At 77.0% G+C, this 23,674-nt stretch carries 11 protein-coding genes and 2 pseudogenes; 2 read left to right on the top strand and 11 right to left on the bottom strand.

All coding sequences use genetic code 11. The features are described 5' to 3' along the window. Window positions 1-57: 57 nt before the first annotated feature. Both IH54_RS0136480 and IH54_RS0136475 read left to right on the top strand, forming a co-directional pair. Window positions 58-921: a DUF3592 domain-containing protein gene (locus IH54_RS0136480; RefSeq protein WP_031525346.1), complete on the top strand. Its 864-nt coding sequence runs from the start codon at window positions 58-60 to the stop codon at window positions 919-921. A 317-nt stretch (window positions 922-1,238) separates the two neighbouring features. After that, window positions 1,239-2,027, top strand: coding sequence for a lytic polysaccharide monooxygenase (locus IH54_RS0136475; RefSeq protein WP_031525345.1), 789 nt, complete (start codon window positions 1,239-1,241; stop codon window positions 2,025-2,027). A gap of 48 nt (window positions 2,028-2,075) precedes the next feature. Here the strand turns inward: IH54_RS0136475 and IH54_RS0136470 are convergent, their stop codons facing one another. From IH54_RS0136470 to IH54_RS46390, 11 genes and pseudogenes are all read right to left on the bottom strand, one after another. Then, on the bottom strand, window positions 2,076-7,253 hold the full coding sequence (locus IH54_RS0136470) for a type I polyketide synthase (protein WP_031525344.1): 5,178 nt from the start codon (window positions 7,251-7,253) through the stop codon (window positions 2,076-2,078). A 1-nt stretch (window position 7,254) separates the two neighbouring features. Further along, window positions 7,255-8,136 (bottom strand): alpha/beta fold hydrolase, encoded by an 882-nt coding sequence (locus IH54_RS40770; protein WP_043183276.1) that lies wholly within the window; start codon window positions 8,134-8,136, stop codon window positions 7,255-7,257. A gap of 69 nt (window positions 8,137-8,205) precedes the next feature. After that, complete coding sequence (locus IH54_RS0136460) at window positions 8,206-8,562, bottom strand: acyl carrier protein (protein WP_052398274.1); 357 nt, start codon at window positions 8,560-8,562, stop codon at window positions 8,206-8,208. Between the two features lie 50 nt (window positions 8,563-8,612). Continuing rightward, window positions 8,613-10,052 (bottom strand): NAD(P)/FAD-dependent oxidoreductase, encoded by a 1,440-nt coding sequence (locus IH54_RS0136455; RefSeq protein ID WP_031525341.1) that lies wholly within the window; start codon window positions 10,050-10,052, stop codon window positions 8,613-8,615. 153 nt (window positions 10,053-10,205) lie between these two features. Next, on the bottom strand, window positions 10,206-11,093 hold the full coding sequence (locus IH54_RS47415; RefSeq protein ID WP_063762441.1) for a nuclear transport factor 2 family protein: 888 nt from the start codon (window positions 11,091-11,093) through the stop codon (window positions 10,206-10,208). Then, on the bottom strand, window positions 11,090-13,552 hold the full coding sequence (locus tag IH54_RS0136445) for a beta-ketoacyl synthase N-terminal-like domain-containing protein (RefSeq protein ID WP_052398273.1): 2,463 nt from the start codon (window positions 13,550-13,552) through the stop codon (window positions 11,090-11,092). The genes IH54_RS47415 and IH54_RS0136445 overlap by 4 nt, the downstream gene beginning before the upstream one ends. Window positions 13,553-13,591: 39 nt before the next feature. After that, a complete protein-coding gene (locus tag IH54_RS45070; RefSeq protein WP_234344226.1) occupies window positions 13,592-14,548 on the bottom strand; it encodes a beta-ketoacyl reductase in 957 nt (318 codons plus the stop codon). A gap of 124 nt (window positions 14,549-14,672) precedes the next feature. Beyond that, window positions 14,673-19,928: pseudogene (locus tag IH54_RS47405) on the bottom strand (acyltransferase domain-containing protein); the annotation flags it as partial. 42 nt (window positions 19,929-19,970) lie between these two features. After that, on the bottom strand, window positions 19,971-20,714 hold the full coding sequence (locus IH54_RS46395) for a phosphopantetheine-binding protein (RefSeq protein WP_052398264.1): 744 nt from the start codon (window positions 20,712-20,714) through the stop codon (window positions 19,971-19,973). Window positions 20,715-20,822: 108 nt separating this feature from the next. Next, window positions 20,823-20,918: pseudogene (locus IH54_RS47400) on the bottom strand (KR domain-containing protein); the annotation flags it as partial. Between the two features lie 14 nt (window positions 20,919-20,932). Beyond that, window positions 20,933-23,674 (bottom strand): acyltransferase domain-containing protein (locus IH54_RS46390; protein ID WP_234344224.1); only part of this gene is annotated, 2,742 nt, incomplete at its 5' end.

Raw genomic sequence — 23,674 nt, 5'->3', positions numbered from 1 at the left:
GCGGGGTGCGCTCGGCGGCCGTCCCCGAAGCGGCCGAAGCGGCAGGAGGAGAGACGGATGGGCTGGCACGGGTATGTGGCGCTGTGGTGCGGCGTGTTCGGGGCGGTGGCGCTGGCCGGGTACGGGAGGGCGCTGGCCGGGAGGACACGGGCGCAGCGGGAGGTCCTTGTGAAGGGGCGGATAGAACGGGTGGGGGAACCGCGGCACGGAAGCTCCCCGAGCGACGGGATAGCCGTGGTCGTCTCCTTCCAGGACCCCGCCACCGGGGAGGAGTTCACCGTCACCAACGACGGCGGGCCGGGAGATCGGATCAGCGCGGCCTGGGTGGGCCGGGAGATCGGCGTCCGCTACCCGCGCGGCAGGCCGCACGCCTTCCGTCTCACCAACGACCTCTCCGAAGCCGGGCGCGGGCTCGGCGGGCCGACCTTCGTGCTCTTCCTCGGCTACGCCGGTGCGGTCGTCGCCGCCGCGGTCGACCGGGGGTGGCCGTGGGCCCTGCTCGGCTTCTGCGGGCCGTGGGCCCTCTCCGGCCTGTACCACCTGCCCGGGAACGTACGCGACAGGAACCGGCGTCTCGACGCGCTGGACGCCATGGCCGCCGTGCCCGGCCGGGTCGTCGCCGTGCTCGAGAGCGTCACCGTCGACCCCGACGACGGGCACACGTCCACCCGCGTGGTGCCGGTCGTCGCCTTCACCACGCTGGACGGCAAGGAGGTCACGGCCTACTGCGAGTCGGGGATCCGGGACCCCGCCGGCTCACGGGGCCGGGACGTCACGGTCCACTACTCCCCCGACGACCCGGCGGTCCTCCTCCTGGACGTCGAGGCCGAACGCCGGTCCTGGAAGCGGGATTCGGTCACCAACGCGGTGGGTCTGCTGGTCGTGACGGCGGCGGCCGTGGCGGGAGCGGTCACGCTGTGAGACGGCACGGGCGGTCCATCCCCCGAGTCCCGTGCACGGCCGGGGAGTTGGCGCTTTCCGCACTCTTGACCTGACCCCACTGGTGACTATGGTCTAGACCTAGAGCCTGCCGTTTGGACTTCGCTCCTTCCTCCACGGAGATCCGAACAGCAGGCCCTGGACCCTTGCGAGGCCCGGACCTCCGGCGGTGGCCCGGCTCGCGAGCGGTGGCCGGCCGCGGGCGCGCAGCCCGCGGTCCACAGCTCGCGGCGCACGCCGCACACCGCACCGTCGACCCCGCGAGGGATGCCCCCACACCTCGACGAAAGTGATATGACATGCACACGACACGAAAAGTCGCTCTCGCCCTCGGAACGCTGGCGGCTCCCCTCATCGCGTTCGGACTGTCGTCGGGCACGGCAAGCGCCCACGGCTGGGTGACCCTCCCGACGAGCCGCCAGGAGCAGTGCGCCGAGGGCATCGTCAGCTGCGGCGACATCACGTACGAGCCGCAGAGCGTCGAGGGTCCGAAGGGCCTGCACAGCTGCAGCGGCGGCAACGCGCAGTTCGCCGAGCTGGACGACGACAGCAAGGGCTGGCAGGTCACCCCGGTCGGCTCGTCTGCGACCTTCACCTGGCACAACACCGCCCGGCACGCGACCCTCAACTGGCAGTACTACATCGGCAGCACGCTGCTCGCCCAATTCCCCGGCAACAACCAGCAGCCGCCCGCCGACCTCAGCCACCAGGTCGACTTCGGCAGCTTCACCGGCAAGCAGAAGGTCCTCGCGGTCTGGAACATCGGCGACACCGCCAACGCCTTCTACTCCTGCATCGACGTCACCATCGGCGGGACGGGCGGCACGACCGGCGGAACCACGACCGGCGGGACCACGACCGGCGGAACCACGACCGGCGGGACCACCACGGGCGGGACCACCACGGGCGGCACGACCGGCGGCACCGGCAGCTGCACCGCCGCGCCCTGGGCCGCCGCGACGGTCTACACCGGCGGGCAGACCGTCTCGCACAGCGGCCACAACTGGAAGGCAAAGTGGTGGACGCAGGGCGAGGAGCCCGGCACCACCGGCGAGTGGGGCGTCTGGGACGACCTCGGCGCCTGCTGAGGCCCGCCCCCGCGCTGCGGCCCCTCCGTCCGGAAGGGCCGCAGCAGCTCAGGACTTGCCGAACTCCGTGGCGATCAGGTCGAAGATCTCCTGCGCCGTGGCCTCTTCCAGGTCACCGTGCGCGTCCGCCTCGCCGCCCTCCCCCGCCCACTTGTCGGCGAGCAGCCGCAACCGCACCGCGACCCGGTTGCGGGCGGCCTCGCCGACCGCGTCCGGCGCGTGGGCGGCGTCCCAGCCGTCGAGCCCGGCCATGACGTGCTGCTCGCCGGTGGCGGCGTCGGCGACGAGCAGGCCGTGCAGATGCCGCGCGAGGTCGTCGGCGGTGGGGTGGTCGAACAGGACGGTGGTGGGCAGGCGCAGGCCCGTGCTGCCGCTCAGCTCGTTGCGCAACTGGACGGCGGTGAGCGAGTCGAAGCCGAGTTCCTGGAAGGGCTTGCCGGGCGGCACGGCGTCCGCGCCGCTGTGGCCGAGGATGCCGGCGGCGTGCCCCTGCACGTGCCGCAGGAGGATCTCGTGCTGCTCGGCCGCCGGCCTGCCGGTGAGCTTGCGCAGCAGCGGGCCCGCCTCCTGCGGGGCGGGTCCGGCCTCCTCCGCGCGGTCGGCCGCGGCCTCCGGAAGGTCGGCGAGCAGGGCGCTGGGGCGAAGCGCGGTGAAGCTCGGCAGGAAGCGGCGCCAGTCCACGGCGGCGACCACGGACGCGGGCGCGGGCCGCCCGACCGCTTCCCGCAGGGCGGCGAGGGCGAGGCCGGGCTCCAGCGGGCGGATGCCCCGGCGGCGGAAGAAGTCGACCTCCTCGTCGGAGGTCGCCATGCCGACCTCCCCCCACAGGCCCCAGGCCACGGAGGTGGCGGGCAGGCCGAGGCCGCGGCGGTGCTCGGCGAGGGCGTCCAGCTGGGCGTTGGCGGCGGCGTACGCGGCCTGCCCGCCGCTGCCCCACACCGCGCTGACGGAGGAGAACAGCACGAAGGCGGACAGCTCCAGATGCCGGGTCAGCTCGTGCAGATGCCGGGCGGCGAGCGCCTTGGGCGCGAGCATGCGCTCCAGGTGCGCGTCGTCGGCGTCGGCGATGAGGGCCTGGTCGCTGACGCCCGCGGCGTGCACGACGGCGGTGAGCGGCTGCCCGGCGGGGATCGCGGCGAGCACGCCCGCCATGGCCTCGCGGTCGGCGGCGTCGCACGCGGCGATCGTCACCTCGGCCCCGAGGCCGCGCAGTTCTTCGGCCAGCTCCCGGGCGCCGGGCGCGTCGGGGCCGCGGCGGCTGGTGAGGACGAGGCGGGCGGCCCCGCTGCGGGCGGCCCAGCGGGCGAGCAGCGCACCGACGCCGCCGGTGCCGCCGGTGACCAGGACGGTGCCGGCCGGCTGCCAGGGGCGGCCGGGGCCGCGCTCGGGGGCCGCGTGGTCGAGGCGGCGGGCCAGCACGCCTTCGGTACGGACGGCGGTCTGGTCCTCCGCGCCCTCCCCGCGCGGGATCCCCGCGAGGACGGCCGCGAGGCGGGCGGCGGCGTCCGCACCGGGTTCGGCGGGCAGGTCGGCGAGGCCACCCCAGCGGTCGGGGTGCTCCAGCGCGGCCACCCGACCCAGGCCCCACACCTGCGCCTGCACGGGGTGCGGCAGCGGGTCGGCGGGGCCGGTCGAGACGGCGCCGCGGGTCACGCACCACAGCGGCGCGCCGATCCGGGAGTCGCCCAGGGCCTGGAGGGCGGCCACGGTGGCGGACAGCCCCGCGGGCACGCCGGGACGGCCGGGGCGGGGGCGCTCGTCGAGGGCGAGCAGGCTCACGACCCCGGCGAAGTCCTCGTCTGCGGCGGCCAGTTCGGCGGCCAGCCCGGCGCGCTGCGCGGTGCGCGCGTCGACGGTCAGCTGCCGGACGGCGGCGCCGTGCGCGCGCAGCGCCTCGGCCGCGGTCCGCACCGCCGGGTCGTCGGTGCGGCCGTCCGGGGCGAGCAGCAGCCAGGTGCCGGCGAGCGCGGGCGGCGCGGGCTCCGGCAGGGGCGTCCAGCGGATCCGGTGGCCCCAGGCGGCCAGCGTGCCGCGCTCGCGGTGGCGGCTGCGCCAGGCGGCCAGCATCGGCAGGGCGGGCCGCAGCGCCTCGGCTCCCGCGGCGGGGTCGCCGTCCGGCTCCAGCACCCCGGCGAGCGCCACGGCGTCCTCTTCCTCGACGGCGCCCCACAGTTCGGCCTCGGCCGGGTCCTGCGGGCCGCCCGCGGCGCCGGGGCGGGCGGTGGGCAGCCAGTAGCGCTGCCGGTCGAAGGCGTAGGTGGGCAGGTCGACGGCCCGCGCGGCGGACGGGCCGCCGTGCCAGGCGCGGAAGTCCACCGGCGCGCCCGCGGCGAAGGCCTGGCCCAGTGCGAGGGCCAGTTGCGCGGGGCCGCCCTCGCCGCGCCGCAGCGTCCCCGCGGCATGCGCGTCGATCCCGGCGGCCTCGAAGCACTGCTGGAGCACGGGCACGAGCACGGGGTGCGTGCTGACCTCGACGAACACCCGGTGGCCCGCGGCCAGCAGGGAGTCGACCGCCTCGGTGAGGCGTACCGGCCGGCGCAGGTTCGCCAGCCAGTAGCCGGCGTCCAGCTCCGCGGTGTCCAGCGGGCCGCCGGTCAGGGTGGAGTGGAAGGCGACGTCCGTGGACACGCCCTGGACGCCCGCCAGCCGGGCCCGTACGTCGTCCGCGATGGCGTCGACCTGCGGGCCGTGCGAGGCGTAGTCGACGTCGATGGTGCGGGCCCGCGCGCCGGTGGCCTCGCACGCGGCGACGGCGGCGGCGACCGCGTCCGGCGGGCCGGAGACCACGGTGGACGACGGGCTGTTGAGCGCGGCGACGCCCACCCCCGCCGCCGCCTCGCCGAGGTCGGCGACGAGCCGGACGGCGGCGTCCGATCCGATGCCGAGGGAGGCCATCGCGCCCTTTCCGGCCAGCGCACGCAGCGCCTGCGAGCGCTGCGCCACCACGCGGGCGCCCTCGTCCAGCGCGAGCGCGCCCGCGACGCACGCGGCGGCGATCTCGCCCTGCGAGTGCCCGACGACGGCCGCGGGCACGACACCGTGGTGGGCCCACTCGGCGGCGAGCGCCACCATGAGCGCCCACAGCACGGGCTGGACCACGTCCACCCTGGCCGGGTCCGGCGCGCCCGCCGCGCCGCGCAGCGCCCCGGTCAGCGACCAGTCGACGTACGGCGCGAGGGCGGCCTCGCACTCGGCGATACGGGCGGCGAACACCGCGGAGGAGTCGAGGAGTTCGCGTCCCATGCCGGGCCACTGGGAGCCCTGGCCCGGGAAGACCAGCACGACGCCGGGACCCGCCGTACGGGCGGTGCCGGTGACGACGCCGGGGGCCGGTTCGCCCGCGGCGAGGGCGGCGAGCCGCTCGCGCAGCTCGGCGGTGCCGGACCCGGTGACGGCGGCCCGGTGCTCGAAGGCCGAGCGCGTGGCGGCCAGCGACCAGCCGACCGCGTGCGGATCGGTGTCCCGCACCCCGGCGAGGAGCCGCCGGGCCTGCCCGCGCAGGGCGTCCGCGCTGCGGGCCGACAGCGCCCACACGGCGACGTCCGGCCCGGGGGCCCGCGCCACGGCCACATCCGACCCGGAAGACGGCACCACGGCCACATCCGGGCCGGAAGGTGTCACCGCCGAACCCGGGCCGGAAGGCGCCGCGGCAGCACCCGCGCCAGGGGACGGCACCACAGCCGCCTCCACCCCGGAAGACGGAACCACGGCCACATCCGGGCCGGAAGACGTCACCGCCGAACCCGGGCCGGAAGGCGCCGCGGCAGCACCCGCGCCAGGGGACGGCACCACAGCCGCCGGCGCGGACGGCGGCGCCGTCGCCGGGCGCGGCGTCTCCGGCGCCTCCTCCAGGATGAGGTGCGCGTTCGTGCCGGAGAAACCGAAGGCGGACACGCCCGCCCGCCGGGGCCGTTGCCCGTCGCGCGGCCAGGGCACGTCGGAGGTCAGCAGCCGCACGTCCCCGGAGCCCCAGGCCACGTGCGGGCTCGGCTCGTCGAGGTGCAGCAGCCGCGGCAGGGTGCCGTGGCGCAGCGCCATGACCGTCTTGACGACGCCCGCGGCGCCCGCGGCGATCTGCGTGTGCCCGATGTTGGCCTTGACCGATCCCAGCCACAGCGGCCGCCCTTCCGGCCGGTCCCGGCCGTAGGCGGCGAGCAGCGCCTGCGCCTCGATGGGGTCGCCGAGCGCGGTGCCGGTGCCGTGCGCCTCGACGGCGTCCACGTCCGCGGGCGCCAGCCGGGCGTTCGCGAGGGCCTGCTCGATGACGCGCTGCTGGGAGGGACCGTTGGGCGCGGTGAGCCCGTTGCTGGCGCCGTCCTCGTTGACGGCGGAGCCGCGGATGACGGCGAGCACCGGGTGCCCGTTGCTCCGGGCGTCGGACAGCCGCTCCAGCAGCACGATCCCGGCGCCCTCGGCGAGCGTCATCCCGTCGGCGCCCGCGGCGAAGGGCTTGCAGCGGCCGTCGGGGGCGAGCGCGCGCAGCTCGCTGAAGCCGACCAGGGGCGCGGTCGACGACATCACGTACACCCCGCCGGCCAGTGCCAGGCCCACTTCCCGCTGCCGCAGCGCCTGGCAGGCCAGGTGCATGGCGACGAGCGCGGAGGAGCACGCGGTGTCCAGGGTGACCGCGGCGCCCTCCAGGCCGAGGGCGTAGGCCACCCGTCCGGCCACCACGCTGGGCGAGTTGCCGGTGGTGAGGTACCCCGCCGCGTTGTCGGGCACGTGGAAGGAGTTGAGGAAGTAGTCGATGCCGTCGCAGCCGAGGTAGGTGCCGGTGCGGCTGCCGCGCAGGGTGTGCGGGTCGATGCGGGCGTGCTCGATCGCCTCCCAGGCGACCTCCAGGGCGAGCCGCTGCTGCGGGGCCATGGTGACGGCCTCGTTGGGGCTGATGCCGAAGAAGGCGGCGTCGAAGCGGTCGGCGCCGGTGACGAAGCCGCCGCGGCGCACGTACGACGTGCCGGCGTGGCCGGGCTCGGGGTCGTAGAGGGCGTCGAGGTCCCAGCCGCGGTCCGCGGGCAGGTCGCCGGTGGCGTCGCGGCCGGCGGCGACCAGCTCCCACAGGTCGTCGGCGCTGCTCACACCGCCGGGGAAGCGGCAGCCGATGCCGACGACGGCGACGGGCTCGTGGGCGGCGTGCTCCGCGTCCTCGATGCGGCGCCGGGCGTCGCGCAGGTCGCCGGTGACGCGCTTGAGGTAGTCGAGCAGCTTCTGCTGGTCGTCGGCCATGTCAGGACCGCTCCGCGGCCTGGGCCCCGGCCTGCTTGTCGACGGTGCGGGCCAGCTCCAGCAGGTCGGCGGCCACCCGGTCGGGGTGGTCGGCGTGCAGGTTGTGGTCGGAGTCTGCGTACCAGCGCGACTCCGCCTGCGGCAGCGCCGCCTCGGCGTCGGCGACCCACTGCCGGGCCCAGGCGAGCCAGGTGGGCGGCGGGTTCGGGGGCACGGCCTTGAGCAGCACGACGGGCACCCTGACGTCCGGGTACCAGCGGGCGGGCGGGTCGTTCCACATGCTCCTCCACACCGACCGGTAGTGCTCCAGCGGCAGCCGCGGCCCGAGCAGCCCGTCGGGTCCTTCGACCATGTCGGACAGGCTCGCGTCGACCGCGGCGGCCGACCAGCGCGGGTGGATGGCCCGCAGCACGGTGCGCATGGCCTCCCGGGGCGCCCGCGCGTCGGGGCCCCACCACCCGACGTCGTCCGTGTCGCGGGGCAGCGCGCCGCCCTGGACGTCTACCGGGCCGCCGCCGTCCACCAGGGCGAGCCCCGCGGCGAGTTCGGGGCGCACCGCGGCGAGCCGCATCGCGATGTTCCCGCCCCACGAGTGCCCGGCCAGCAGGGCGCCGCCGAGCCCCAGCGCGTCGCAGACGGCCGCCAGGTCGGCCACGGCGGTCGCGTTGTCGAAGCTCTCCCGGGGCAGGTCGGACTCGCCGTGCCCGCGCATGTCGACGGCGTGCACGGGGTGCCCGGCGGCGGCGAGCAGGGCGGCGACCTCGTCCCACATCCGGGAGTTGGACCCCAGTCCGTGCACCAGCAGCACCGGCCGGCCCGAGCCGCCGGGCCGCTGCCGCACGTTCAGCCTCACCGAGTCGTCGACGGGGACGGACACATTCATGGCGGTTTCCCTTGCCCTGGAAGGGGATCGGAGCGGGGGACGCAGCGGCGTCGCGGGGACCCCCTGGGGTCAGCCGGCCTCGGCCTCGTACGCCTCGGCGAGGTATTTGCCGAGCAGTGTGGGGGTGGGGTGCTCGACGATGGCGACGAGCGGGACCTCCAGGCCGGTGTCGTCGGTGAGGGTCTTGGACAGGCGGACGGCGGCCAGCGAACTCATGTTGTTCAGCAGGAAGTTGCTGTCCTCGTCCAGCTCCTGGCCGTCGAGGATCGCGCGCGCCCGGTGCAGCACCAGGTCGCCCAGCAGCTCCTGCCGCTCCTCCGGCGCTGCCGTGGCGAGCTGCGCCACCAGCGCGGCCGCCTGTTCGTCGGCCGGGCCGCCGGGCTGCCCGGCCTCCTCGGCGGGGGCTGCTTCGTCGGGTCCTTCCATGGCTGCACCTTCCTCGGTGGGGTGGCGGGCGGTACGGGGGCGGGCAGGGGTCACCCGAGGACTCCGCGGGCGGCGGTGGCGCCGTAGGGCCGCAGCCCGACCGACTCCAGCTCGCCGTCGTGGAAGGGCGGTTCGCGCAGCTCGCCCAGGGTGGTGTCGCTGTGCAGCAGCGACAGGAAGCGGGCCTCGCCCAGGGACTTCTGCGGCGCGTTCAGGCTGAGCACCTGTGTGGCGACCTCGCACACCCGCCGGGAGCGGATCGACTTGCCGGAGACGAAGTCGGAGAACTTCAGCCGCTCGGCGATGTCGGGCCCGGTCAGCCGCGGATCGCTGGACAGGTTGCGGCAGTTGACGTACTGGATGTCGTTGAGCCCGGCCATGATCCACGGGTCGTCGACGACGGCGGCGAGCGCCGCCTGCACCCGCCGGGTGCCGCCCTCGGCGAGGGCGCCGCGCGCGAGTTCGGTGTCGAGGGCGTCCGCCGCGCGGGCGGCGGAGCTCATGCCGTGGCCGTAGACGGGGTTGAAGGCGGCCAGCGAGTCGCCGAGGATCAGCAGGCCGTCGGGCCACTGCGGCATGCGCTCGGGGTAGAGCCGCCGGTTGGCGCCCGAGTGCGACTGGAAGACCGGGCCGACGGGCTCGGCGACGCTCATCAGGTCGCTCACGACCTGGTGCCGCAGCCCCTTGGCGAAGGCCTCGAACTCGTCCTCGCGGCCGGGCAGCGGGGCGCCGCGAGTGCTGGTGAGGGTGACCAGCCAGCGGCCGCCCTCCTGCGGGTAGACGACGCCGAAGCGGCCGGGCTGCCGGGTCAGCGGGTCGGCGGCGACCTGGACGGCGGGGAAGGCGGCGCTCGCGCCGTCAGGGGCCTTGAACATCCGGGTGGCGTAGCCGATCCCGGCGTCCACCACGTCCTGCTCGACGCCGGGCAGGCCGAGGGCGCCCAGCCAGTGGCCCAGGCGCGAGGCGCGGCCGGTGGCGTCCACCACGAGGTCGGCCTCCAGCAGCCGGGGGGTGCCGCCGTCCGCGGCGCGCACCCGCACACCGGTGACCCGGGTGCGGTCGCCGGCCAGCTCGACGACCTCGGTGCCCTGCTCCACGCGGACCCGGCCGCGGGACAGGATGCCGCTGCGGACCACCCAGTCGAGCAGCGGGCGGGTGCACATCATGGCGTGCGCGGAGGCGGGGAAGCGGTACTGCCAGCCCCACGCGGTCAGGGTCACCAGGTCGCTCTGGAAGCCGATCCGGCGGGCGCCGGCGGCCAGCAGCCGGTCGGCAGTGCCCGGCAGCAACCGCTCGACGATGCCGGCGCCGCTGGACCACAGGACGTGGACGTGGTGCGCCTGCGGCTGGCCCTTGCGGTGCTGCGGGCCGTCCGGCAGGACGTCGCGCTCGACGACGGTGACGGATTCCAGGTGCCGGGACAGCACATGGGCGGTCAGCATGCCGGCCCATCCACCCCCCAGCACGACAGCGCGTGTCGGTGTGGTCACGGCGTCTCGTCCCTTCGCAGCGGGAACTCCGGTGGTCGCTCTCGGTTCTGCGGGCACTTCGGATTCTTCGGGTGGTCCGGGTTCTTCGGGCTCCGCCGCGCGGGGGCGCCCCGCGGGCCCGGGGGCCGCCCTCACGAGGGTGTCCCCGGCCGCTTAAGCGGGCCTTTCCGCGGGTGCCGCGGGGGTCCGGGGCGGTGCGGGCTCCATGGTGAGATCGCCGAGGCCCCAGTAGCCTCGGATGTGCACGCCGAGCCCGGCGTCGTCGATCTCGCACACGGTGATCATGCGCATGCGCATCTCGGCGGGTACGAGCACGCGCGCGTCGCCGCGGATGACGACGAAGCGCCCGTCCATCGAGGAGACGGGCCGGCCCAGCACCTCGTGCACCTTGCCCGCCGAGCCGCGGAAGACGTGCTCGCGCAGCGCGTCCTTGCCGCGCAGCAGGATGCCGCCGACCGGGTCCTCGAAGACGATGTCCTCGGCGAACAGCTCGACGGTGCCCTCCACGTCCCCGCCCGTCAGCCGCGCGAGGTACGTCCCGGGCAGCCTGCGCAGCGCCTCCTCGCGGGGCGACAGCTCGGCGGGGCCGGTGAAGTCCGCGCCGTCGGCGGAGACTTCCAGGTCGGGGCGGCCCCAGTAGGCCCGCATGTCCTCGATCAGGCCGGACGGCGCGACCCGCAGCTGCAGCGCGTAGTGGCGGCGCAGGAAGGCGGGTTCCGCGCCCTGCGGCGGCGCCAGCCAGCCGCGGGCGGCGTAGCGGGGGCCGAGCGGGCGGTAGCCGGTGACGGACGTGATCCGGGACAGGACATGGGTGCCGTCCTGTCCTGCGACGGTGTCCTCGACGGTCTCGGCGGGTCCGCCCGCGGCGGCGGACGCGAAGTGGGCGCGCAGCGCCTCGTGGCCCTGCCGGGCGCCTGATCCGACGGGGTCCTCGAAGACGGCGTCCGGCGTGTAGAGGGCGAGCAGTCCGTCGACGTCGCCCGCGGTGAGCAGCCTGCTGTGCTCCCGGGCGGTCCTCTTGCGGGCGCGCTCCCCCGTCACCGGGTCCTCCCCTGGTCCGTGTCGTGAGCCGGTTCGTTCCCCCTGCGGCGCGCCGGTCCGGCCGCACCGCCGTCGTGCACCGTGCCCGTCCCGCTGTCCAGTGCCGGTCCGGACGTCCCGCCGTCGTGCGCCGGTGGCAGCCGGCTGAGGTCGGGGCTGTACGCGGCGCGCCAGTAGCGGGCGCGCCGGAAGGCGTACGTGGGCAGGTCCACCCGGCGGGCGCCGCTCCCGGCGAAGACCGCGGGCCAGTCCACGGCGGTCCCCCGGACGTACGCCTCGGCCAGCGCGGCCAGGGCGGCGGCCGGTTCCGCGGCGCCGGGGCGCAGCGCGGCCACGGCGGTGAGGCCCGCGGCGCGCAGCAGCCCGGCCGTCTCGTGGCCGCCCAGCTCCAGGAAGACCGTCCCTTCCCTGGCCAGCGCGCGGACGTCGGCGGCGAAGTCGGCGGGGGCGGGCCCCGGTCCCGCCGCCGCGAGCGCCTTCCGCACCTCCGGCAGCGGGAGCCGCCCGCCGAGGTGCTCGGCGGCGAGTCGGCCGGTGCCGTCGCCGCGGACGGCGCGCGGCCGTACGCCCCAGGACACGAAGAGCCGGTGCAGCCCGGCCTGGAGCGCGAACTCCCTGACGGGTCCGGGGAGTCCCGCGGCGCCTTCCGCGGCGGTGGCGCCGAGCCCGGCGCAGGCCGCGTCGAAGGCGGCGGCGAACTCCGGGAAGGCGTCGTACAGTTCCTTGCCGCCGCCGGGCGCGAGGGGACCGGGCGTGAGCAGCACGACGAGGTGGCGGCGGCGCCCGACCGTGCCCCGTACGGCGTGCGGCGCGGGGCGGCCGTCGGCGAGCGCCCGCAGGCCGTCGAGCAGTTCGTCGCGGGTGGTGGCGGCGACGACCCCGCGGTGGTCGAGGGCGGCGCGGGTGGTGGCCGCGGACAGCGCGACGTCGGCGGGCCGCAGCGCGGGCCGCTCGGCGACGTGCGCGAGCAGCCGGGCGGCCTGGGCGCGCAGCGCTTGCGCGTCGCAGCCGGAGAGGGGGCAGAGCAGCACGCCGCCCGCGGGTGTCCCGGACTCCGCGACGGGGTCCGGGGGCGGTGCCTGCTCCAGCAGGAGGTGCGCGTCGGTGCCGCCGAAGCCGAAGGAGGACACCCCTGCGCGGCGCGGACGCCCGGTGTCCGGCCAGGGCGTGGCGGCGGTCGCGAGCCGGATGCGGCCCTGCTCCCAGGCGATGTGCGGGGAGGGCACCTCGGAGTGCAGTGTGCGGGGCACGACGCCGTGCCGCATGGCCTGGACGGTCTTGACGAGCCCGGCCATGCCGCTGGCGGCCTGGCTGTGGCCGATGTTGGACTTGACCGAGCCGAGCAGCAGCGGCCGGTCGTCGGGGCGGCCCTCGCGGTAGACGGCGGCCAGCGCCTGCGCCTCGACCGCGTCGCCGAGCATGCCGCCCGCGCCCTGGCCCTCGACGACGTCGACCTCGTGCGGCCGCAGCCCCGCCCCGTCCAGCGCCCGCCGGATCAGGCGCTGCTGGGCCGCGCCGTTGGGGGCGTTGAGGCCGCCCTTGGCGCCCTCCTGGCCGATCGCGCCGCCGCGCACCACGGCGAGCACGGGGCGGCCGTGCGCGCGGGCGGTGGACAGGCGCTCCACCAGCAGCACGCCCGCGCCCTCCGCGAAGGCGATCCCGGCGGCCCCGTCGGCGAAGGAGCGGCAGCGGGCGGCGACGGCGAGCCCGATGCCGCGCCCGGTGCCGACGAAGCGGTTGGGGCTGGACATGACGGCGACGCCGCCGGCCAGCGCCATGGAGCACTCGCCGGCGCGGAGCGCCTGGCAGGCCAGGTGCAGCGCGACGAGCGAGCCGGAGCACGCGGTGTCCAGCGTGGCGGTGGGGCCTTCGAGGCCGAAGGCGTAGGCGATCCGGCCGGAGAGCACGGCGGCCGTGCTGCCGGACCCGGTGGCTTCGAGGAGGTCGTCGGGGACGTCCACCAGGTTGGCGGTGTAGTCCTGGCCGGTCGTGGCCATGAAGACGCCGATGTCGCCGCCGGACACCGACCGCGGGTCGATCCCGGCCCGTTCGAAGGCCTCCCACGACGTCTCCAGCAGCAGCCGCTGCTGCGGGTCCGTCACCGACGCCTCGCCCGGGGACATCCCGAAGGGCGCCGGGTCGAAGGCGGCGGCGTCCGCGAGGAAGCCCCCCTCGGCGACCCCGCTGCGCACGGCGGGGTGGGCGCCGGGGCCGGTCAGCGCGTCGAGGTCCCAGCCGCGGTCGCGCGGGAAGCCGCCGACGGCGTCCCGCTCGGCGGTCACCAGTTCCCACAGGTCCTCCGGGGAGGCGACGCCGCCGGGGTAGCGGCAGGCCATCGCGGTGACGGCGATCGGCTCGCGGGCCGCCGCGCGCAGCCCGGCGTTCTCCCGGCGCAGCCGCTCGGCCTCCCGCAGCGCCGCGCGCAGCGCCGCGGCGACCTTGCTGTCCGGCTCGGTCATGGCGTCCTTCCGCAGGGACGGGGTCGGGTGCGGTCCACGTCAGGACCCGCCGTTGCGCAGGGCCATGTCCACCAGCTCGTCCAGGTCCATCCCGGCGAGGTCGTCGCCGCTCCCGGGAGCCTCCGCGTCCGCGCCGGGCGGTTCGTCCGCGTCGCCGAGCCGCAGCAGGGCGTCGAGCAGTCCGGACTCCTCCAGCCGCCGCAGCGGTACGGCCGCCAGCAGCTGCCGCACCCGGCGCTCGGTGGCCTCGCCCTCCCCGCCGGGCGGCGGCTCCTCGGGCGCGGCGGGGACGGCGGACGGGGCGGCCGCGGCGATCTGCTCGCACAGGTGCCGGGCCAGGGCGACGGGGTGCGGGAAGTCGAAGACGAGGGTGGCGGGCAGCCGCAGGCCCGCCGCGGCGGACAGCCGGTTGCGCAGCTCGACCGCGGTCAGCGAGTCGAAGCCCAACTCCTTGAAGGTGCGTTCGGTGTGGATCTCGTCGGCGGAGTCGTGGCCGAGCACGGCGGCCATGTGCGCGCACACCGCCTCCAGCACGGCGCCCTCGCGCTCCTCCGCGGGGAGGGCGGCAAGTTGCTCGGCCAGCACCGGCCCCGCGGCGGCGGCCGTGCCGCTGTCGGCCACCCGGCGGGCCCTTGCGCGGCTCGCGGCGGCCGGGGCCGCGGTCTCGGCAGGGCGCCGCATCGGCACCAGGAGGGCGTCGCCGCGCGCGTGGGCCCGGTCGAGCAGGGCCAGCGCCCGGTCGGTGGGCAGCGGCAGCATGCCGGCCTGCCGGATGCGCTGCCGCATGCCCTCGTCCAGCTCGCCGGTGAGCGTGCTGGTCTCCTCCCACATGCCCCAGGCCAGCGACTGGCCGGGCAGCCCGCGGGCCTGCCGGTGCCGGGCCAGCGCGTCCAGGAAGCTGCTGGCGGCCGCGTAGTTGGCCTGCGAGGGGTTGCCGTGCACACCGACGACGGAGGAGAAGAGGACGAAGAGGGCCAGGTCCGCGTCCCGGGTCAGCTCGTGCAGATGCCAGGCCGCGTCCGCCTTGGGGCGAAGTACCGCGGCGAGCCGGTCCGGGCGCGTCGGCCCCGGGCGCCTGCGGGCCCTGCCTGCTGGTCAGCAGCAGGTGCCGCACGCCGTGGACGGTGACCAGGTGCCGGGCGACGAGGGCGCCGAGCGTGCCGGTGCCGCCGGTGACCAGGACGGTGCCCTCGGGGTCGAGGGGGCGCGGGAGGGTCAGCACGATCTTGCCGATGTGCGCGGCCCGGCTCATCAGCCGCAGGGCCTCGCGGGCCCGCCGGATGTCGTAGCCGCGCACGGGCGGGTGGGCCAGCTCGCCGGTGCGCAGCAGGCCGGTGATCTCGGCGAGCATCCACCCGATGCCTTCGGGGCCGGGCTCGCCGAGGTCCAGGACGCGGTAGGCCGCGCCGGGGTGGTCGGCGGCGAGCCGCGCCGGGTCGCGGACGTCGGTCAGGCCCATCTCGACGAAGCGGCCGCCCGGGGCCAGCAGCCGCAGCGAGGCGTCGGTGGCGGCGCCGGTGAGGCTGTTGAGGACGACGTCCACACCGCGCCCGCCGGTGGCCGCCCGGAAGGCCGCCTCGAAGTCCAGGTCGCGGGAGGAGGCGCGGTGGTCGGCGTCGATGCCCATCGCCGCCAGGACGTGCTGCTTGCCGGGCCCCGCGGTCGCGTACACCTCGGCGCCCAGGTGCCGGGCGAGGTGCACGGCGGCGGTGCCGACCCCGCCGGTCGCGGCGTGGATCAGCACGCGCTCGCCCGCTTCCAGCCCGGCGAGGCCGCGCAGCCCGTGCCACGCGGTGACGTACGCGATGGGCACCGCCGCCGCCTGCCGGTCGGACCAGCCGTCGGGGACGGGGACGAGGCTGCGGGCGTCGGCCACCGCGGTCGTGCCGAACGCGCCCTGGAAGAGGCCCGTCACGCGGTCGCCGACCGCCGGTGAGGTCACGCCGGGCGCGGCCTCGACGACGGTGCCCGCGCCCTCGCTGCCGCGCAGGGCGGCGTCGCCCGGGTACATGCCGAGCGCGATGAGCGCGTCGCGGAAGTTGACGCCCGCCGCGCCGACCCGGATCCGCACCTCGCCGGGGCCCAGCGGTACGGGCTCGGCCTCGGCCACCAGCTCCAGCGCGTCCAGGGTGCCGCCCGGCCCGGCCGCCAGCCGCCAGCCGGGGGTGTCCGGCAGCGCCAGGCCGTCGCCCTCGCCGGGGACGACGCGGCAGACGCGTACGGTGCCGTCCCGGACGACGATCTGCCGCTCCCCCGCGGCGACCGCGGCGGCCGCCGCCGCGGGGAGCCCCGGCCCGTCCAGGTCCAGCAGGACCAGCCGGTCGGGGTGTTCGGACTGCGCGGAGCGGATCAGGCCCCACACGCCCGCGTGGGCGAGGTCGGTGACGTCCTCGCCGTCGAGGGCCGCGACCGCGCCGCGGGTGGCGACGGCGAGCCGGGTCGCGGCGAAGCGCTCGTCGGCGAGCCAGCGCTGCACCGCGCCCAGCACCGCGGCGAGGCGCCGGTGCAGGGTGCCGGGCAGGCCGGTGCCGTCCGCGACCGGCTCCGGGTCGCAGACCAGCAGCGCGACCGGCGGGACGGGCAACCCGGCGTCGAGCGCGGCGGCGAGCGCGTCGAGGTCGCGGTGGCGGGGCAGTTCGGGGCAGGCCGGGGAGCCGTCCGCGGCGACGGCGACCCAGCCGGCGGTGGTGGCCCCGGCGTGGTCGCCGGGCAGCGGCGGGTAGGTGACGCGCAGCAGGACGTCCTCGGCGCCGTCGCCGGCCGCCGACAGGGCCGCGGCGTCGACGGGCCGGGTGACGAGCGACTCGATCGCGACGACCGGGCGGCCCGCGGCGTCGAAGGCGTGCACGGACAGGCCGTCGTCGCCGGCGGGCGCGAGCCGCACCCGCAGCATCTCGGCGCCGGAGGCGGCGAGGGTGACGCCGTTCCAGGCGAAGGGCAGGGCCATGCGGGTGCTGCCGCCGCGCAGCGCGCTCAGCCCGGTGGCGTGCAGCGCGCCGTCCAGCAGCGCGGGGTGGATGCCGAACTCCGCGGCCTGGCGGCGCTGCTCGTCGGGCAGCGCGACCTCGGCGAAGACCTCGTCTCCGCGCCGCCAGGCGGCCCTGAGCCCGCGGAAGCTCGGCCCGTAGCGGTAGCCGGCCGCGGCGAGCTGGTCGTACGCGCCGTCCACCGGCACCGGCTCGGCGCCCTCCGGCGGCCAGCGGTCGGGGCCGGGGGCCGCGGCACCGGGCCCCGCGGCGAGGATGCCGGTGGCGTGCGGCACCCAGGGCCGGTCGGTGCCCGCCGGGCGCGCGTAGACGCTCAGGGTGCGGCGGCCCTCCCGGTCGGGGGCGGCCACCACGAGCTGGAGGTGGGCGGCTCCTTCCGCGGGCAGCACGAGCGGGCTGGCCAGGACCAGTTCCTCCAGGTGGCCGCAGCCGACCTCGTCCCCGGCCCGTACCGCCAGCTCCACGAACACCGCGCCGGGGACGAGCACCGCGCCCGCCACCGCGTGGTCGGCGAGCCAGGGGTGGGTGTCCAGGCCGAGCCGCCCGGTGAGGACGACCTGCTCGCCCTCGGCCAGCACGGTGACGGCGCCGAGCAGCGGGTGGGCGGCGGGGGCGAGCCCGAGGCCGTCCGGGTCGCCGGCGGAGGCGCCGGTGGCGTCCAGCCAGTAGCGGCGCCGCTGGAAGGCGTACGTGGGCAGCTCGGCGGACCGGGTGCCGGCGGGGAAGACCTGCCGCCAGTCGACCGGGGCGCCGTACGCGTGGCCCTGGGCGAGCGCGGTGAGGAAGCGGTCCCAGCCGCCCTCGCCCCGGCGCAGCGTGCCGAACGCGGCGGCGTGCACGCCCGCCTGGTCCATCGTCTCCTGCATGCCGACGGTGAGCACCGGGTGCGGGCTGCACTCGACGAACGTGCTGTGCCCGTCGGCCAGCAGCGCCCGGGTGACCTGCTCGAAGCGGACCTGCTCGCGCAGGTTGGTGTACCAGTAGCCGGCGTCCATGGCGGCGCCGTCCGCCGGTTTCCCGGTCACCGTGGAGTACAGCGGTACGGTCCCGGCCCGCGGGTCGATGTCCGCGAGGTCCCGCAGCAGCCGCTCGCACAACGCGTCGACGTGCGGGGAGTGCGAGGCGTAGTCGACGGGGATGCGCTTGGCGCGTACGTCGTCGGCCGCGTAGCCGTCGAGCAGCTCGTCCAGCGCGTCGGCGTCGCCCGACACGACCGTGGACGAGGGGCCGTTGACTGCGGCGACGGACAGCCTGCCCGACCAGCGCTCCAGGTGCCTCTCGATCTCCGCGACGGGCCGCGGCACCGACGCCATGCCGCCGCGCCCGGACAGCTCCGGCAGCGCCCGGGAGCGCAGGACGACGACACGGGCGGCGTCGTCCACGCTCAGGATGCCCGCGACGCACGCGGCGGCGATCTCGCCCTGCGAGTGGCCGACCACGGCGGCGGGCTCCACACCGTAGGAGCGCCACAGCTCGGCGAGCGCGACCATCACCGCCCACAGCAGCGGCTGCACGACGTCGACGCGTTCGAGGGAGGGCGCGCCCGGCTCGCCGCGCAGCACCGCCTCCACGGTGTAGTCGGCGTGGCGCTCGACCGCTTCGCAGCAGCGCCGGAAGTGCCCGGCGAAGACCGGGGAGTCGGCGGCGAGGTCGAGGGCCATGCCGGCCCACTGCGAGCCCTGGCCGGGGAAGACGAAGACCGTCGCGCCGGTGCCGGGCACCCCGGTGACGACCCGCCCGCCGGGCGCACCGGCGGCGATCGAGTCGAGCCCGGCGAGCAGGGTGCTCCGGTCGGCGGCGACCACGGCGGCGCGGTGCGACTGCGCGGCCCGCGTGCAGGCGAGCCCGTGGCCGACCTCGGCGGGAGTCGCGTAGGGCCGCGCGGTGAGGAAGTCCCGCAGCCGGGCCGCCTGGGCGCGCAGCGCGGCCTCGCCCCGGCCCGACACCAGCCAGGGCACGGCGGGCGGTTCGGCGACGGCGGTGTCCCCGGGGGCTTGCGGCGCTTCCCCGGCCACGGCTTCCGGTTCCGGGGCCTGCTCGACGACGACGTGCGTGTTGGTGCCGCTCATCCCGAAGGAGGACACGCCTGCCCGCCGCGGGCGCCCGGCGTCGGGCCAGGGCCGGGCCTCGGACAGCACCCGCACGCTGCCCTGCGACCAGTCGACCTGGTGCGTCGGGTCGGACACGTGCAGGGTGCGCGGCAGCAGCCCGTGCCGCAGCGCGAACACCATCTTGATCAGCCCGGCCATGCCGGCGGCGGCCTGGGTGTGCCCGATGTTGGACTTGACCGAACCCAGCCACAGAGGGTCGCCGCCCTCGTCCCGCCGCCCCCCGTACGCGGCGATGAGCGCCTGCGCCTCGATGGGGTCGCCGAGCGAGGTGCCGGTGCCGTGGCCCTCGACGACGTCGATGTCGCGCGGGGACAGCCGTGCGTCCGCGAGCGCCTGCCGGATGACGCGCTCCTGGGCGGGGCCGTGCGGCGCGGTGAGCCCGTTGGAGGCGCCGTCCTGGTTCATCGCGGAGCCGCGGATGACGGCGAGGACGGGGTGGCCGAGGCGCCGGGCGTCCGCGAGCCGCTCGACCAGCACGGTGCCGACGCCCTCGGAGGGGCCGAAGCCGTCCGCCTCCGCCGCGAAGGCCTTGCACCGGCCGTCGCCCGCGAGGCCCTTGAGCTTGCTGAACTCCAAGAAGGTGCCGGGGGTCGGCATCATCGCCACGCCCGCCGCGAGCGCCAGCGGGCAGTCGCCGCGGCGCAGCGCCTGCACCGCCAGGTGCAGCGCGACCAGCGACGACGAGCAGGCGGTGTCCACGGTGAAGGACGGCCCCTCGAAGCCGAAGGTGTAGGAGATGCGGCCCGACATGGAGCTGGCGGCCAGGCCCGTGGCCAGGTACCCGGCGAGTTCCTCGGGGGCGTGCGCGCCCGTCCCCCCGTAGTAGACGGTGCTGCCGCCGACGAAGACGCCGGTGCGCGAGCCGCGCAGCGACGTCAGGTCGATCCCGGCGCGCTCGACGGCCTCCCACGCGGTCTCCAGCAGCAGCCGCTGCTGCGGGTCCATGGCCAGGGCCTCACGCGGGTTGATGTCGAAGAAGTCGGCGTCGAAGTCCGCGATGGCGTCCAGGAAGCCGCCCTCGCGCACGTAGCTCGTGCCGGTCTCGCCCGAGTCGTTGAAGCGGCTGTGGTCCCAGCCGCGGTCGTCGGGGATCGGCGAGATGACGTCGCGCTCGGCGGCCACCAGCTCCCACAGGGCTTCGGGTGTGTCGGCCCCGCCGGGGTAGCGGCAGGCCATGCCCACGATCGCGATCGGCTCGCTGTCGCGCGCCTCGCGGTCGCGCAGCTTCTGCTGCGCGGTGTGCAGGTCCGCCGCGACCCGTTTGAGGTAATCGACCAGCTGTTCCTGATTCGCCATGACGGTCCTCTTTCAGGTCCTGTTTCAGGACGTGCTCAGGTGGGAGTCGATGAATTGCAGGACTTCGTCGGCCGAGGCCGCCTGGAGCTGTTCGACGACCCCTTCGCCGCCCGCGGCGGTGGCCGGGACGGCGGGGCGGCAGCGCGCCAGCAGGGCTTCGAGCCGGGCTGTCACCGCGTCGCGCTCCTCGTCCCCGTCGAGCAGCTCCACCTGGCTCTCCAGCCGGTCCAGCTCCCGCAGCAGCGCGTCAGGACCGGTGGCCTCCCCGAGGGCGAGGCGGTCGCGCAGGTGGTCGGCGAGCAGCGCGGGGGTGGGGATGTCGAAGACGAGCGTGGCGGGCAGCGTGACGCCGGTGCTGCGGCTGAGCCGGTTGCGCAGCTCGACCGCGGTGAGCGAGTCGAAGCCGATCTCCTTGAACGGGCGGGCCGGGTCGACCGCGAGGACGTCCCCGAGCCCGAGCACGGCCGCGACGTTGCGGCGTACCAGCTCCAGCAGGGCGCGGGCGCGCTCGGCCGGTGCGAGGCCCGAGAGGCGCTCGGCCAGTGTCCCGTCCGCCGCCTCCGTGCCGCTCGTGCCGCGGGCCGCGGTGGGCCGGGCGCGGACCAGGCCGCTGAGGATGCGCGGCAGGACGCCCGAGGCGGCCAGCTCGCGCAGCGCGCCCAGGTCCAGCCGGGCGGGCACCAGCAGCGCGTCGGGCTGCCGGGCCGCCGCGTCGAGCAGGGCCAGGCCCTGGTCCGAGGTCATCGCGCGGATGCCGGAGCGCTCCATGCGGGCGATGTCCTGGTCGGCGAGCGCGCCGGTGATGCCGCTGCTCTGCTCCCAGTGACCCCAGCCGAGCGACTGGCCGGGCAGCCCGGCCGCCCGGCGGTCCTGCGCGAGGGCGTCGAGGAAGGCGTTGGCGGCCGCGTAGTTGGCCTGGCCGGCGACGCCCGCGACACCGCCGGTGGAGGAGAAGAGGACGAAGGCCGCCAGGTCCGCGTCCCGGGTCAGCTCGTGCAGGGCGCGTCGGCCCCGGGCGCCTGCGGGCCCTGCCTGCTGGTCAGCAGCAGGTGCCGCACGCCGTGGACGGTGACCAGGTGCCGGGCGACGAGGGCGCCGATGGTGCCGGTGCCGCCGGTGACCAGGACGGTGCCCTCGGGGTCGAGGGTGGCGGTTTCCGCGTCCGCGCGGGTGGGCGGCGCGGGTTCCGTACGTGCCGGGGTCAGCCTCGGGACGAGCGGGGCGCCGCCGCGTACGACGATCTGCGGCTCGCCCGCGCCGAGGGCGACGGCCAGGGCGCCGGGGAGCGCGCGGGCGGCTTCGTCGTCGGGGGCGGCCGGGTCGAGGTCGACGAGGACCAGCCGGTCGATGTTCTCCAGCTGGACGGAGCGCGCGAGGCCCCAGAGCGCGGAGTGCGCCAGGTCGGCGACGCGTTCGGCGCCGGTGGACTGGGCGCCGCGGGTCACCAGCGCGAGCCGGGCCCCGGCGTTGCGCTCGTCGCCGAGCCACTGCTGGAGCAGGACCGTGAGCCGTACGGTCTCCGCGTGGACGGCGGCGGCGAGCCCGGCGGGGTCGTCCAGGCCGGTGCCGGGCAGCGGCGCGACGGGCAGCACCTGGACGCGGTCGCCGGCCCGCCCGTCGCCGGGCCCGCCGTGTACGGGCGGCTCCCCCTCGGCGGCGCCGCGGGCGGCCGGATCCGCGGAGCCCTCCGCATCGGTGCGGTCGGCCGTGTCCGGCTCGGCTCCGGTACCGCCGGGCAGCGCAACTACCACCGCACCGGAACCGTTGAGCGCCGCCTCGGACGCCACGCCAGGGCCCGGCCGCCCGGCGGTGAAGGGCTCCGCACCGGCGCCGTCGGGCGAGGACGAGGCGCCCCCGGCGGGGACGAGGTGGCCTGCGGCGGCCAGTGCCGCGGTGACGCCGAGTGCGTCGGCGCCCAGCACCTCGCAGGCCGCCGCGGGAAGAGCGCCGTCCCGCGTCGGCGCGGGGGTCCACTCGACGCGGTAGAGCCCGTCGGGGCCGGCGCCGGCGGGGCGCAGCTGGTCGAGGGCGACCGGGCGGGACCTGACCGCCTCGGCGGTGGCGACGGGACGGCCCGAGGAGTCCGCGGCGCTGAGGGCGACCCCGTCGGCGAGCGGGACCATGCGGACCCGCAGCGCGCCCGCGCCCGCCGCGTGCAACGTGACGCCGTTCCAGGTGAAGGGCAGCAGCATCTGCCCTTCCGGCGTGCTGCCGCGGCCGATGCCGCCGGCCTGGAGGGCGGCGTCGAGCAGGGCCGGGTGCAGGCCGAAGTCTGTGGCGCCCGCCTGGAGTTCGGCATCGAGCGCGGCCTCGGCGAAGACCTCGTCGCCGCGCCGCCACGCGGCCTTGAGCCCGCGGAAGGCGGGCCCGTAGCCGTAGCCGGCGGCGGCGAGCCCGGCGTGCAGGCCGTCGAGCGGAAGGACTTCAGCCCCGGGCGGGGGCCAGGCGGTGAAGTCGAAGCCGTCCGGGCGGGCGCCGGTGGCGAGCGTGCCGCTGGCGTGCCGCGTCCAGGGGCTGTCGTCGCCGCCGGGGCCGCCGCGGCTGTCGGGGCGGGAGTGGACGGTGAAGGTGCGCGTTGTGTCCTGGGCGGGCGCGGACACCGCGAGCTGCAGCCGGACGGCGCCCTCCGCCGGGAGGATCAGCGGGGTTTCCAGGACGAGTTCCTCGACCCGGTCGCAGCCTGCCTCGTCGCCCGCGCGCACCGCGAGGTCGACGAAGGCCGTGCCGGGCAGCAGCACCGACCCGGCCACCGCGTGGTCGGCGATCCAGGGGTGGGCGTCGAGCGAGATGCGGCCGGTGAGCAGGATCTCGTCGCTGCCGGCGAGGTGGACCGCGGCGTCCAGCAGCGGATGGCCTGCGGCGGTGAGGCCGAACCCGTGGGCGTCGCCAGGGCCGTCGAGCGTGGCGGGGTCGATCCAGTAGTGCCGGCGCTGGAAGGCGTACGTGGGGAGGTCGACGGTCGGTGCGGCGGGGGCGCCGGGTTCGGCGCCGTACCAGGCCTTCCAGTCGACAGTCAGGCCCGCGGTGAAGGCCTGGGCGAGCGCCCGCAGCAGCTGCTCGGCGCCGCCCTTGTCGCGCAGCAGCGTGGGGACGGTCGCCACCGCGAGGTCCAGCGCCCGGGCGGTCTCCTGCACACCCGTGCTCAGCACCGGGTGCGGGCCGGACTCCACCAGGACGCGGTAGCCGTCGGCGAGCACGGCCTCGACGGCCTGGGCGAACTCCACCCGGTGGCGCAGGTTGTCCACCCAGTACCGCGCGTCCAGCGTCGCGGTGTCCGCCCGGCGGCCGGTGAGGGAGGAGTAGAAGGCGGTGGCGGTCTCCACCGGGGCGATCCCGTCGAGCCGGTGGAGCAGGTCGGCGGCGATCTCGTCGACGTGCGGGCTGTGCGAGGCGTAGTCGACGTCGACGAGCCGCGCCCGCCCGCCCTCGGCCTCGACCTGCGCCACGACCTCGGCGACGGCCTCCGGCGGGCCCGAGACGACCGTGGAGGACGGACCGTTGACGGCGGCGACCACCACGCCTGACCGCTCGGCGAGCAGCGCCTCGGCCGCGTCGGGTCCGACGCCGAGGGAGGCCATCGCGCCGCGCCCGGCGAGGGCCCGCAGCGCCTGGGCCCTGACCGCCACGACGCGGGCGCCGTCGGCGAGGGTGAGCGCGCCCGCGACCACGGCCGCGGCGATCTCGCCCTGCGAGTGGCCCACCACGGCAGCCGGACGCACCCCGTACGA

Origin of the sequence: Streptomyces sp. NRRL F-5123 (assembly GCF_000721495.1) — a bacterium.
Taxonomy (GTDB): Bacteria; Actinomycetota; Actinomycetes; order Streptomycetales; family Streptomycetaceae; genus Actinacidiphila.
This window is presented reverse-complemented; position numbering and strand designations above follow the sequence as displayed.